Origin of the sequence: Salinicoccus sesuvii (genome assembly GCF_042648145.1) — a bacterium.
GTDB lineage: Bacteria > Bacillota > Bacilli > Staphylococcales > Salinicoccaceae > Salinicoccus > Salinicoccus sesuvii.
Genome location: NZ_JBHRWV010000007.1, coordinates 113323 through 125754 on the forward strand (window position 1 = coordinate 113323; position 12432 = coordinate 125754).

General features: G+C 43.5%; 14 protein-coding genes. 1 reads left to right on the top strand and 13 read right to left on the bottom strand.

What is annotated here, in order from left to right; all coding sequences use genetic code 11:
* Positions 1–26 precede the first annotated feature (26 nt).
* The 7 genes from ACFOJ8_RS06305 to ACFOJ8_RS06335 all read right to left on the bottom strand — a co-directional run bounded on the left by ACFOJ8_RS06305 (position 27) and on the right by ACFOJ8_RS06335 (position 6685).
* Positions 27–1100: a Nif3-like dinuclear metal center hexameric protein gene (locus tag ACFOJ8_RS06305; protein WP_380654136.1), complete on the bottom strand. Its 1074-nt coding sequence runs from the start codon at positions 1098–1100 to the stop codon at positions 27–29.
* On the bottom strand, positions 1097–1771 hold the full coding sequence (locus ACFOJ8_RS06310) for a tRNA (adenine(22)-N(1))-methyltransferase (RefSeq protein WP_380654138.1): 675 nt from the start codon (positions 1769–1771) through the stop codon (positions 1097–1099). Before ACFOJ8_RS06310 ends, ACFOJ8_RS06305 begins: the two co-directional genes overlap by 4 nt.
* A 62-nt stretch (positions 1772–1833) precedes the next feature.
* Positions 1834–2223: a c-type cytochrome gene (locus ACFOJ8_RS06315; protein WP_380654141.1), complete on the bottom strand. Its 390-nt coding sequence runs from the start codon at positions 2221–2223 to the stop codon at positions 1834–1836.
* A gap of 112 nt (positions 2224–2335) precedes the next feature.
* On the bottom strand, positions 2336–3445 hold the full coding sequence (rpoD, locus tag ACFOJ8_RS06320; protein ID WP_380654143.1) for an RNA polymerase sigma factor RpoD: 1110 nt from the start codon (positions 3443–3445) through the stop codon (positions 2336–2338).
* Between the two features lie 28 nt (positions 3446–3473).
* Positions 3474–5225: a DNA primase gene (gene dnaG, locus ACFOJ8_RS06325; protein ID WP_380654146.1), complete on the bottom strand. Its 1752-nt coding sequence runs from the start codon at positions 5223–5225 to the stop codon at positions 3474–3476.
* Positions 5226–5230: 5 nt separating this feature from the next.
* On the bottom strand, positions 5231–6055 hold the full coding sequence (locus ACFOJ8_RS06330) for a pyruvate, water dikinase regulatory protein (RefSeq protein WP_380654149.1): 825 nt from the start codon (positions 6053–6055) through the stop codon (positions 5231–5233).
* A gap of 12 nt (positions 6056–6067) precedes the next feature.
* Entirely contained in the window at positions 6068–6685 is a 618-nt protein-coding gene (locus tag ACFOJ8_RS06335) for a helix-turn-helix transcriptional regulator (RefSeq protein ID WP_380654151.1), read from the bottom strand.
* 298 nt (positions 6686–6983) lie between these two features.
* Here ACFOJ8_RS06335 and ACFOJ8_RS06340 point away from each other — a divergent pair, with 298 nt between their 5' ends.
* On the top strand, positions 6984–8360 hold the full coding sequence (locus tag ACFOJ8_RS06340) for a glycine--tRNA ligase (protein ID WP_380654154.1): 1377 nt from the start codon (positions 6984–6986) through the stop codon (positions 8358–8360).
* 44 nt (positions 8361–8404) lie between these two features.
* On the opposite strand, the gene recO is transcribed toward ACFOJ8_RS06340, so the two are convergent.
* From recO to ACFOJ8_RS06370, 6 genes are read right to left on the bottom strand one after another with little or no spacing between them, the layout of a single operon-like run.
* Complete coding sequence (recO, locus tag ACFOJ8_RS06345) at positions 8405–9163, bottom strand: DNA repair protein RecO (RefSeq protein ID WP_380654156.1); 759 nt, start codon at positions 9161–9163, stop codon at positions 8405–8407.
* A gap of 8 nt (positions 9164–9171) precedes the next feature.
* A complete protein-coding gene (era, locus tag ACFOJ8_RS06350; protein WP_380654158.1) occupies positions 9172–10077 on the bottom strand; it encodes a GTPase Era in 906 nt (301 codons plus the stop codon).
* Positions 10077–10484 carry a cytidine deaminase gene (cdd, locus tag ACFOJ8_RS06355; RefSeq protein ID WP_380654160.1) on the bottom strand — a complete coding sequence of 136 codons (408 nt, stop codon included), beginning with the start codon at positions 10482–10484 and terminating at the stop codon, positions 10077–10079. Before cdd ends, era begins: the two co-directional genes overlap by 1 nt.
* 15 nt (positions 10485–10499) lie before the next feature.
* Positions 10500–10844, bottom strand: a complete 345-nt coding sequence (locus ACFOJ8_RS06360; RefSeq protein ID WP_380654162.1) for a diacylglycerol kinase family protein — start codon at positions 10842–10844, stop codon at positions 10500–10502.
* A 1-nt stretch (position 10845) separates the two neighbouring features.
* Positions 10846–11310, bottom strand: coding sequence for an rRNA maturation RNase YbeY (ybeY, locus tag ACFOJ8_RS06365; RefSeq protein ID WP_380654165.1), 465 nt, complete (start codon positions 11308–11310; stop codon positions 10846–10848).
* A gap of 5 nt (positions 11311–11315) precedes the next feature.
* The gene (locus tag ACFOJ8_RS06370) at positions 11316–12260 is read right to left on the bottom strand and encodes a PhoH family protein (protein WP_380654168.1); all 945 of its coding nucleotides are present in this window, start codon (positions 12258–12260) and stop codon (positions 11316–11318) included.
* Between the last annotated feature and the right edge of the window lie 172 nt (positions 12261–12432).

Consider the following 12432-nt stretch of genomic DNA (forward strand, 5'->3'; position numbering starts at 1 on the left):
TTGGAAAATTACTCCAAGGCCTTTTACTATTCGAAAGGATTAGTCGATACTGACGTAGCATGTACATCTACATTTACTTTCGGCTCTACTAGACGCTTTAATCCCTCTGCCATCACTGACTCAGCATAATGGCCGGCATCAATGATAGACATTTGCGACAGTTTGGCATCGTACGCTTCATGGTATTTCACATCTCCAGTAATGAGTACATCGATACCCTGAGAAAATGCATCATCAACATAGCTCATTCCAGCACCTCCAATGATGCCTACCCTCTTAATAGATTCATTGCCACCGTCAACTATATTCACGACATTGCGACCGATGTTACTCTCAATAAGAGATACAAGATCCACTAAAGTACCATCATAACTGAATTGAACACCAAGCCCCTTATCGCTCGGCTTTTTCAAAGTTAGTACGTCATATACAGGTTCCTCATAAGGATGGGAAGCAATAAGTGCCTCAATCACCTGATTCTCATGCGCTGTCTCAAATATGGCTTCGACAATATATTCGTCTACATGCTCAAGTTCCCCTTGTTTGCCGATGTATGGATCTGCATTCTCATTTGGACGGAACTGGCCTTTGACAGCATATTCGAAAAAGCATTCTGAGTAGTCTCCTTGATGCCCAACACCTGCTGCTGAAAGATCTTTTTTCAGCTGTTCCACATCTTCTTTTGGTATATTAACACGCAGCTTCTTATAGAAGTACTCGTGTTTAATCAGCATTTCCGTCTCATTAAACCCCAATGTTTCTGCGATCATGTGGCTGACGCCGTTTGGCTGATGATCCAGATTGGTATGCATCGCAATAAGCGCGATATCATTTTTAATGAGACTTCGAATGACTGAACCAGTGCCCGATTCGATAATCTGAGAAATTTCCGGGAAAATTATCGGGTGATGGGCGATGATAACGTTCGCACCTGCTTTAATTGCCTCCTCCACTGTTTCATGGGCACAGTCGAGCGTGGTCAATATACCGGATACATCGCTTTTCTGATCCCCTACAAGCAGTCCTGTATTGTCCCACTTTTCACTATCCTTGAACGGCGCAATTTCATCAAGCACAGTCATCAGTTCTTCTACTTTCACTCTTCGAGCACCTCTTTCAATGCATTGATTGTATCAGATACTTCGCAAACCCTTTTTATATCAGAGGAATTTTCTGTAAGGCTGCGATAAATATTCTGTTGGTGTTCAAGTTCCCTCTGCAACTTTTGTATAAACGCTGTTTCACGTTTCTGTAGGAGCACTGGCCCAAAAATGAGCGATGCTTCGTTATAATCCGATTCACCTTTTTCGGCTACAATAATCTCGTAGAAATGGTGCCCATCTTGTATTACCGTTTCATCAACAATTTTATATCCAAGGGAAACAAGCACTTTCCTGATCGGATATGTATAGGTGTTTGCTTGAAGGACAAGTCTTGGAAAACCTCCAAGATGACTGAATCCACTTTGTAATATATCTGCAATGAGTGGACCACCCATTCCACATATGGTTACTGTATCGATAGCATCTTCAGGTTTTGCGACTTCAAGTCCTGAACCGAAACGTGCCTCGATTTTGGCTGTCATGTTTTCCTTTTCGATATTCCTCACCGTGGATTCATAGGGGCCTTTGACTACTTCCCCACAGATAGCATATTGCACGATGCCTTTCTCTACTGCTTCAATGGGTAGATATGCATGATCTGAACCGACATCGAGCAGACGGTCTCCGATAATAAAATCTGAAACTCTCTTTAATCTAGTATCTAGCATTCAATTTCCTCCCTACGATATAAATAAAAACTTCCACACAGTGTGTGGAAGTTTAAAGTTGATTATTGTTCTGAGAAGAAATCATGCAATGCAGTGAGTTCTTCATCTGCGATTTGATCTTCGCTGAACGCAGGCATTGAACCAGGACCTTCTCTAACGGTATCATGGAATTCTTCATCGGAAAGACCAGTGCCTGCGAGTGCAGGACCCATGCCACCTGAGTAGTCTTGACCATGACAAGATGCACAGTTGTCACGAGCAAAGCCTTCAGCGTCAAAATCTCCAGAAGCAGCTTCCTCGCCGCCTTCTCCACCTTCACTACCTTCTTCGCTTGCAACATCTTCGTCTTCGCCTTCATCATGAGAAGTCGCTCCTTGAGAGGAGAGCAAGAAGACAAGTCCGATGCCTAGAAAGATGATAAGTATAAAAGGCACGATCGGATTACGATTCATAAAACAACCTCCCTAATATATCCATATGCACATTCACATATTTAATTGTATATTAAATATGAGTAAAGTCAAAAGATTTTTTCTGAAAAATTTCACTGTTAAAGCAGCTTTATCAGTCCATGAAATCTTTCAGTCTCTTGCTTCTGCTTGGATGTCTCAGCTTTCTAAGGGCCTTTGCTTCTATCTGTCTGATCCGCTCACGAGTGACTCCAAATACTTTTCCAACCTCTTCAAGTGTGCGAGTCCTGCCATCATCCAGACCGAACCTGAGTCTCAGTACGTTCTCTTCACGGTCTGTAAGCGTATCGAGGACATCTTCAAGTTGTTCTTTAAGCAATTCATAGGCTGCATGATCTGACGGACTTTGCGCTTCTTGGTCCTCAATAAAGTCACCAAGGTGGCTGTCGTCTTCTTCCCCAATCGGTGTTTCAAGAGATACAGGTTCTTGTGCAATTTTAAGGATTTCTCTAACCTTCTCAGCAGGCAGGTCCATCTCTTCACCGATTTCTTCAGGAATCGGTTCACGACCAAGGTCCTGCAACAATTGGCGTTGCACACGAATCAGTTTGTTGATTGTTTCAACCATGTGAACAGGTATACGGATTGTACGTGCTTGGTCTGCAATGGCACGCGTAATCGCCTGTCTAATCCACCATGTGGCATACGTGGAAAATTTAAAGCCTTTGGAAAAGTCGAACTTCTCGACTGCCTTGATTAGACCCATGTTCCCTTCTTGAATCAAATCAAGGAATAGCATACCGCGGCCCACATAACGCTTGGCGATGCTGACCACAAGACGGAGGTTGGCTTCAGCCAGACGACTCTTCGCAACTTCGTCGCCTTGCTCGATACGTTTTGCCAATTCTATTTCTTCTTGTGCACTCAAAAGGTCTACCCGACCGATTTCTTTAAGGTACATTCTCACAGGGTCATTAATCTTTACCCCTGGTGGCGCACTCATATCATGCAGGTTAAGTTTCTCGTCTGCATCTGTTGCATCCTTTTCATTGATCAGTTGGATGTCATTTTCATTGATTTCATCAAAAAACTCATCCATTGCATCAGCGTCCAGTTCGAAACTGGATAGTTTATCTGCAATCTCTTCATGGGATAGATGACCTTGCGTCTTTCCTTTCTCTACGAGATGATTTTTGACTTGTTCTACTGAAGTGAACAGTTCAACATCTTTTGTTTCAGTTGTCTGTATATTTTTGTCTGCCATTTAAAGCCCTCCTATTCAGACTTCACACTCACCTTTTAAAGCGACTGTTGATTTCGTTCAATTGGTGTACCAATTTTGCTTGGAGTTCATAGTCATTGCTGTTCTCTGCATCTTGAAGCTTGAGAAGCAGACGCTGCTTCTCTTTCTCACTATTCCTAATACCACTTAAGTCTTCTATATAATCATTGACTTCCTCAGTCGTGATATCATCATGAATGGCTAGAGCATCGATTTCCATCGCGGTACTAAAATGCTCTCCTTCAATATAGTGGCTGAATGATGATAAATCAAAACCATCATACTTGTCAAAATATCTGCACAACCCTCTAAATATAACATAATAAACAGGTGTGGTTAATACTTCTTCGCTTATATTCTCCTGAAATTTTACTAAAAGCCTTTTGTCTTTCATCAGTGTGCGTAGAAGATAGCGTTCTTTCCGTTCTCGGAGTGGTAGCTGTTGAGGTCGTGGTTGTGGACTCGCAGTCTGTGTATACCCACTCGCAGGAGCAGGCACATTTTGTTCGATTGACTGACGATCGATTTTGTAGAGTTGACTTATATGTTGTATTAATCGATCTTTTGTCACCTGATCTTTGACATATTTAAGGTGCTCGGTTAGCGTGCGAATGTTATTAGAGAACGCCATATCGTTGTTCATGCTCTCTTTAAGCAGAGATTCTGCTTTAAAGTGGACATAGTGTCTCTTCTCATTTTTGACTAAATTCTCGAAAGCTTCTTTACCATTCTTTTCGATGTACTCATCTGGATCCATCCCTTTAGGCATGGCAGCGATATAGACATTGAGTCCGGCTTCAAGCAAGTTTGAGCCAAGCGATAACTGTGCATTTTGCCCGGCATCGTCCCCATCGAACATCAGCGTTACATTAGACGCTAAACGATGTAATGACTGAATATGCTGCTCGCTGAGCGCTGTGCCCATCAGGCCAATGACATTACCTACACTTGTCATTTTGACTTTTACAATATCAAGATGACCTTCCATAAGGATGACTTCGTCCTGTTTTCTTATATCCTTGCGAGCATCACTCAAATTATAGAGAAGCCGTCTTTTTTGAAAAATGGACGTCTCTGGGGTGTTGAGATATTTTGGCTCTCGACCATCCACGCTGCGCGCTGTGTAGCCCACAATATATCCTTGGTGATTACGAATTGGAATCATTATCCTGCCGTTGAACCGGTCATAGTAAGAGAAGTTCTCTTCATTTCTGGAGATGATTCCAGCCTGAAAGGCAAGTTCCAGGCTGAAACCTTTATCTGACAGTGCATTTTTTGTAAAATCCCGCATATCCGGTGCAATACCGATTTTTTCCTTGCGTATAATATCCGGGGTAAATCCTCTGTCCTCAAGGTATTTGAGCGCACTCTCGCCTTCATTTGTGTGCATGAGAATATGATGATAGAGATCCGTCATATATTCATGTATTTTAATGAGCTGCATTTCACTGTCACTCGCGCCTTCTTCAGAAGCTGCGACTTCGACACCGAGGGGCTTACCGAGCTTTCGCACAGCTTCGGCGAAAGATACATTCTCAACTTCCATGTAGAACTGAAGTACATTGCCGCCCTTTTTGCAGCCGAAGCAGTGACATATCTGCTTATCCGGACTGACCGTGAATGACGGGGTTTTTTCGTTATGGAACGGGCAGAGACCGACATAATTTCGCCCGCGCTTTTCCAGTTTAATATAACTGGAAACCAGTTCGGTGATGTCGGTCCCCTTTTTTACTGCTTCTACTGTTTCATCTGATATTCTCAATCACATCATCCCTTAATATCTGATCGACCTTCGATATAGTCCATAATCTGATTCGCTGTTTCCTCAATGGCCTTCTCGGACACATCAATGACCGGACAGCCAATCTTTCCTACGATTTCATTGAAATAATCGAGTTCCTCCTGAATACGCTGATCGTTGGCATAGCTTGCGGTATCTTTCAATCCCAGCTGTGCAAGCCGCTCTTTTCTGATCTTGTTCAGAGATAGTGGATTGATCTTGAGTCCCACACATTTTTTCCGGTCCACTTCAAAAAGTTCTTTTGCTGGTGTCACTTCAGGCATGAGCGGCACATTCATCACCTTGTATTTCTTATGTGCAAGATACTGTGAGAGCGGCGTTTTTGAGGTTCTGGACACACCAATCAAGACAATATCGGCCTTATCCAAGCCTCCGGCATCTTTACCGTCGTCATACTTGACTGCAAATTCAATGGCCTCAATTTTCTTAAAGTAGTCTTCATCTAGACGGTGTACCCGGCCGGGTTCATAGTACGGGGCTTCTTCTGACTGTCCCTCCAGAATATTCATGAGCGGTCCCATGATATCGACTGACGGCACATTCTCAGCGATCAGTTCCTGTTTGATGTACTTTCTGAGTTCGGGCGTGATGATGGTAAACACGACAATCGCCTTCTTGCTTTTTGCAAGATCTATGACATCATCCACATTCTCTTCACTCTCTATATATGGGTATCTGATTAGCACATCATCGGATTCTTCAATATTGAATTGTGAAAGGCATGCCTTTGCAACAAGTTCACCCGTTTCACCCACTGAATCCGAAGCGATAATCACTTTGATATTCGACATTAAAACACTTCCTTATTCCATGAGATTGACAAATACCCGTGCAATGGTCGTCTTGGTTACTCTTCCGATCACTTGGTCGACCCCATCTACTGTTTCGATTACGGGTAGCGAATCAATCTGCTTTTCTATCAGCTGATTGGCAGCATATACAAGCAGATCATCCGGATAGCAGATAGTTATGTTCGGCTTGCGTGTCATAATGACGCTAACTGGCGTCTTCTCTATATCGTTTCCACCCATTGTGCCCCTGAGCAAATCCTTACGTGATATTACACCGACCAGTCCCTTTCCTTCATCGATGGCATATAGTGTGCCGACATCTTCAAGAAACATCTTAACGAGCGCTTCGTAGATGGAAGTATCTTCTTTGATCAGAATCGGTACACTCTGTACTTCGCTCACCAGAATGTTGCGGATCTTCGAAGTCATAATCTCCTCAGTTTCCTTACCGGTATAGAAATAACCGACACGCGGACGTGCATCGAGATAACCAGACATGGTAAGTATTGCGAGGTCCGGTCTCAGTGTTGCACGTGTTAGAGACAGTTGCTCAGCAATCTTACTGCCAGTTATCGGCCCGTGCTGTTTTACGATTTTGAGTATTTTTTCTTGTCTCTCATTCAGTTCCATGCCCTCACTCCCAACATACTTAATTATAATACATTCAAACCAATAAAGAAATATCGACAAATGATTGCACAATAGTTGGACAGTGGCTATAATGTTAGTGAAGCGAGTTAAGGATGGTGCGAGCTTAACACACAACTGGCATATAATCTTACAGATAAATATAAAAGCGGAGTGTTTACACTAATTGGGGTGGAACCGCGGGCTATGCTCGTCCCCGGATAACAGTACTGTTATCCGGGGACGTTTGTTATTTATCGACCATACTTAACCCTATTTCAAACGTAAGGAGTCGAATAAAATGGAAATGGAAACAATTGTGAACCTGGCGAAGACAAGAGGTTTTGTCTTCCCGGGCAGTGAAATCTATGGTGGTCTCGCCAACACGTGGGACTATGGTCCACTTGGTGTAGAACTGAAGAATAATGTAAAGCAGGCATGGTGGAAGAAGTTTATTCAAGAATCCCCGTACAATGTTGGTCTTGATGCAGCGATACTTATGAACCCGAAAACTTGGGAAGCATCGGGACACCTTGGCAACTTTAACGATCCAATGATCGACTGTAAGGAATGTAAATCCCGTCATCGTGCAGATAAACTCATTGAAGATGTCATCCAACAGGAAGATGATTCCTTTGTCGCCGATGGATTAAGCTTCGAAGAAATGAAGCGCATCATTGAAGAGCGCAATATCACATGTCCAATCTGTGGAGCACACAACTACACTGATATCAGACAATTCAACTTGATGTTCAAAACATTCCAAGGGGTAACTGAGTCCTCTACAAACGAAATTTTCCTGAGACCTGAAACAGCGCAAGGGATATTCGTCAATTATAAAAATGCACAGCGTACAATGCGTAAGAAGTTGCCTTTTGGCATTGGACAAGTGGGTAAATCCTTCCGTAACGAAATCACTCCAGGCAATTTCACATTTAGAACACGTGAATTTGATCAGATGGAACTTGAGTTCTTCTGCAAGCCAGGAACTGAGATGGAGTGGCAGAGCTACTGGAAAGATTTCGCGGTCAAATGGCTGAGTGATTTGAATATGTCAGATAACAACACCAGATTGCGTGAGCATGATGCAGAAGAATTAAGCCACTACTCCAATGCCACTACAGACATCGAATATAAATTCCCGTTCGGCTGGGGTGAACTTTGGGGCATCGCAAGCCGTACCGATTTCGACTTGCGCCAACATATGGAGCATTCAAATGAAGACTTCACCTATCACGATCAGGAGACGGGTGAAAAATATATTCCATATTGTATAGAACCTTCTCTCGGTCTCGACCGTGTCGCTCTCGCGTTCTTGTGCGACGCATACGACGAAGAGGAAATGGACAATGGTGAAACACGTACAGTGCTCAGATTCCATCCACAGCTGGCGCCATTCAAAGCAGCTGTACTGCCACTGTCCAAGAAACTAAGTGGAGACGCAATCAAAGTTTACGAAAAGATTGCCGGTGAATTCAACGTCGAGTTCGACGAATCCCAGTCCATTGGCAAGCGCTACAGACGTCAGGATGAAATCGGTACACCATACTGCATTACATTCGACTTTGATTCTCTAGAGGATAACAAGGTGACAGTAAGAGACCGTGACTCAATGGAGCAAACACGCGTAGCAATAGACGAATTAAACGACTTCCTGAAACAAAAAATTAAATATTAATAAGAATAAGGAATCCGGAAAAACCGGATTCCTTATTTTCTTTATCATGTGCTATCGGCATCTCCCATAGATCGGATCAACCGTCTTGATTTAAAATAGACACCGGTGTATTCGTCGTAGATCATTTCAATGAATGAGAGAAGCTGTTTGCCATTCTCTTCTGAAATGTTGATGGATTCAACGTTATCAATCGGTACATGCTTCATATAACCAGCCAGATAAAGAACACGGTTACTGACTGGCACAACGCTCCTCAACGTATCATTGATACAGCGCGAGCAAATGACGCTGTGATGGTTGAATGAGTAATGCGTAAACAGTGATCGATCTCGGGTGCCACACACGGCACATTCATCAACGTTAATCTGACCACCATAATAGGGCAACATTTTGATGGCAGTAAAAGCTGTGACACCTGACGGTTCACTTTCTTCTTCCAGCAGTTTTAGAGATCGGATCAGAAGACGATAGAAACTGTCCTGTTTCATACCTTCTTCCAATGCACGTGTAATAAGCTCCATGACGTAGGATCCATAAGTATACACCGTGAAGTTCCCATTTAATTTTTTAAAAGGTTCAATGACATCAACTTCATTGAGCGTACCCATGCCTTTAAAACGGTTATAAGTGAACAGCGCTTCTTTTATACCCTGTCTAAGAACGATGAATGGACTTTTGGGCTTATTGAAGCCTCGCGACATTAGAGGCACCTGGCTGCCATCTTCTGTCAATACGGTAATGATCCGACTGGACTCGCTGTAGCTGGCCTGCCGGATCATTACCCCTTTTTGCTGATATATCATTCCGCTTCTTAATACTCCTCGTCCCGATAGCCGAGTGAACGGATGAATTGTGATTTATTGCGCCAGTCTTTCTGTACCTTGACCCATAGTTCCAGGTAGACCTTGCTGCCGAGAAGATTTTCGATATCCATACGGGCAAGCTGGCCAATTTCCTTAAGCATCTTGCCTTGTTTGCCGATGACCATGCCTTTTTGTGAATCACGTTCGACATATATGGTCGCTTGTACATGGATCAAGCCTTGATCGTTCTCTTTCATCCGCTCCACTTCAACACCAATTGCGTGTGGAATCTCCTGGCTCGTCAAATGGAGTGCCTTTTCACGTATTAGTTCACTGACGATGAAGTGCTCAGGATGATCCGTGATCCTATCTTCAGGGTAGTACATCGGTCCTTCTGGCAGATAAGATTCTAGTACTTCGAGAAGTTTATCGATGTTGTTGCCCTGTAACGCCGAAATTGGTACGATCTCTGAGAAAGGTAGTTTGTCTTTGTAGACTTCAATTTGTTCGATCAATTTGTCGGGGTGAACAAGATCAATCTTATTAAGCACCAATATGATTGGCGTGCGGGTGTTTTTGAGCATCTCAATGATATATTCATCACCACGTCCAATTTCTTCTGAAACATTGACGAGAAACAGGATGGCCTCAGTTTCCCTGAGAGTGTTCCTAGCCACCTTCATCATATGTTCCCCAAGCTGGTGCTTCGGTTTATGAATACCTGGCGTATCAATGAAAATCATCTGGCTTGTGTCAGTCGTATGAACGCCCTGGATCTTATTTCTTGTAGTCTGGGGCTTATCTGACATAATAGCCACTTTTTGACCCAGCACTTTATTCATGAATGTCGACTTACCGACATTCGGACGTCCAATGATACTGATAAAACCTGATTTAAAATCTTTTTCTGTCATTATTCCATATCCTTTCCTGAGAAACCAAGCGGCAGCAGATCATCTACAGTCCGCCTGATTACTTTGCCGACGTGATTGACGAGGTACACAGGCATGTCGTCTTCACAGAGTTCCTTCATTACCTGTCTGCAGGTACCGCATGGACTGGAGGGTTCTTTTGAATCCGTGATGACCACTATGGCTTTGAATTGCTTTATATTGTTCGAGTAGGCACTTACCAACGCACTGCGTTCTGCACAGATGGTCGCCGGGTAAGCAGCATTTTCTATATTAGCACCATATATATACTGATCGTCTGCTGTAACAAGTAATGCACCTACATTAAAATTAGAGTACGGCGTATATGCCCTACTCTGCGCTACCTTAACCTCATCAAGCCATTCTTCTTTAAAAATTCCGTCTTGCATGACAACATCTCCTCGCTAGAACAAATAGGGTAAAAAAATAATTAATGCGACGATAACCGCATAGAGTGAAGAAAGTAACACCGCAGCGGCACCAGCATCCTTGGCCGCTTTTGCCAATGGATGATACGTGCTCGTTGTAAGATCCACAGCTGCTTCGATGGAAGTATTGAAAGCTTCAGCAATCAGAACCATAAAAATTGCGCTGACAATAAATACCCATTCGATGCGCTCAATCCCTAGAATCGCACTAACAGCCACCGCAACAACTCCTAATAGAAAATGGATGATGAAATGATTGTCTTTGAAGACCAGCCAGCGTATGCCCATCATGGCATACTTGAATCTATTGAGCTGCTTCATCTTAATCTTCTCTGGTGACACCGAAAGCTGTGAGTATCTCGTCTTGCAGATTGTTCATTTCCTTCTCTTCTTCTGATTCCATATGGTCGTATCCAAGCAGATGAAGAAATCCATGCAGACTGAGAAACATTAATTCGCGTTTATAGCTATGTCCGTAATCTTGAGCTTGCTCACTCGCACGATCCGTACAGATAATGATGTCTCCGAGGGTACGTAATGCCTCTTCGTGAATCACGTTGTCCTCCTCGTCCTCCATCGCGAAACTGATGACATCCGTTACTGCATCTTTATCTCTGTAATCTCGATTGATAGTGCGAATCTCCTCTTGGTCAACGAACGAAATGCTGACTTCCGCATCGTCCGCTTCTTCGAGATGGTCATATGCGAACTGGATCAGTGATTCGATCTCGTTCTTCTCTTGCTCGTTGACAAAGCCATCTTCATCCAGAAAATCGATAGTGATCAAGTATCTCACTCCTTTTCATATGCTTTTATGATTTTAGATACAAGTGGATGACGTACAACGTCGGACTCATCCATTTTATTTATAGAGATACCATTCACATTATTCAACAGGCGCACTGACTCCACAAGACCACTTTTCGTGGAACCTGGAAGGTCGATCTGAGTCTCGTCTCCTGTAACCACCATCTTCGAACCGAAACCGAGGCGTGTTAAAAACATTTTCATCTGCATCTCAGTTGTGTTTTGCGCTTCATCGAGAATAACGAACGCCTCGTTCAATGTTCGGCCACGCATGTAAGCAAGTGGTGCAACCTCTATAACGCCCCGTTCAATCAGACGGTCTGTCTGCTCTGCTCCGAGGACAGTATGGAGGCCGTCGTACAGCGGTCTCAAGTAAGGATCAACCTTTTCCTTTAAATCACCCGGCAAGAAACCGAGGTTCTCTCCTGCTTCGACAGCAGGACGTGTGAGAACGATGCGTTTCACACTGTTCTCACGAAGCATTTGGCATGCCAAAACTACCGCAAGAAACGTCTTGCCGGTGCCTGCCGGACCAATGCCGAAAGTCAGATCGGTTCGCTTAATATTTTCGATATAGAGGCGTTGTCCAGTCGTCTTGGCACGGATGCCTTTGCCTTTGACGTCCCGGGCGATTTCTTCATTATAAAGATCTGCCAGATACTCGATTGTACCTTTTCTGGCCATCATTGCAGCAGACTGGACATCCCTAAGATTGATGGACATCCCTCTCTGAATGATCTTCAGCAGATTGATCAGCACATCTTCTGTCAATTCGACATTTTCATCGCTCTCACCGTCCACGGTGATCTCATTGCCGAGTGTATGAATGGTGACATCAAATTCCTCTTCCAGAAATGTAATGTGCTGATCGTTTGCACCGATAAGTGCCTGAGCCTCTTCCAGGCTATCGATATTTATAATATTAGGCATGCATAATCCCCTTTTATCAAAGTCTCTTTCTCATTAAATTTACCACTAAGACACTGCTACTGCAACGAATTAATGCGGTTGTCAAGCGAGTTCATAAGTAAATGCGCACCTCTCTAGCCCATAGTCCAGTGATACTATATTGTGCATCTATCGAAAGATTTACGTAAGGAAA

What these genes read in the sequence shown, in the direction of transcription:
- ACFOJ8_RS06310 (WP_380654138.1), bottom strand. Translation starts at nt 1,771, where the DNA reads ATGCTAGATACTAGATTAAAGAGAGTTTCAGATTTTATTATCGGAGAC.
- ACFOJ8_RS06315 (WP_380654141.1), bottom strand. Translation starts at nt 2,223, where the DNA reads ATGAATCGTAATCCGATCGTGCCTTTTATACTTATCATCTTTCTAGGC.
- rpoD (WP_380654143.1), bottom strand. Translation starts at nt 3,445, where the DNA reads ATGGCAGACAAAAATATACAGACAACTGAAACAAAAGATGTTGAACTG.
- ACFOJ8_RS06330 (WP_380654149.1), bottom strand. Translation starts at nt 6,055, where the DNA reads ATGTCGAATATCAAAGTGATTATCGCTTCGGATTCAGTGGGTGAAACG.
- ACFOJ8_RS06335 (WP_380654151.1), bottom strand. Translation starts at nt 6,685, where the DNA reads ATGGAACTGAATGAGAGACAAGAAAAAATACTCAAAATCGTAAAACAG.
- ACFOJ8_RS06340 (WP_380654154.1), top strand. Translation starts at nt 6,984, where the DNA reads ATGGAAATGGAAACAATTGTGAACCTGGCGAAGACAAGAGGTTTTGTC.
- recO (WP_380654156.1), bottom strand. Translation starts at nt 9,163, where the DNA reads ATGATATATCAGCAAAAAGGGGTAATGATCCGGCAGGCCAGCTACAGC.
- era (WP_380654158.1), bottom strand. Translation starts at nt 10,077, where the DNA reads ATGACAGAAAAAGATTTTAAATCAGGTTTTATCAGTATCATTGGACGT.
- cdd (WP_380654160.1), bottom strand. Translation starts at nt 10,484, where the DNA reads ATGCAAGACGGAATTTTTAAAGAAGAATGGCTTGATGAGGTTAAGGTA.
- ACFOJ8_RS06360 (WP_380654162.1), bottom strand. Translation starts at nt 10,844, where the DNA reads ATGAAGCAGCTCAATAGATTCAAGTATGCCATGATGGGCATACGCTGG.
- ACFOJ8_RS06370 (WP_380654168.1), bottom strand. Translation starts at nt 12,260, where the DNA reads ATGCCTAATATTATAAATATCGATAGCCTGGAAGAGGCTCAGGCACTT.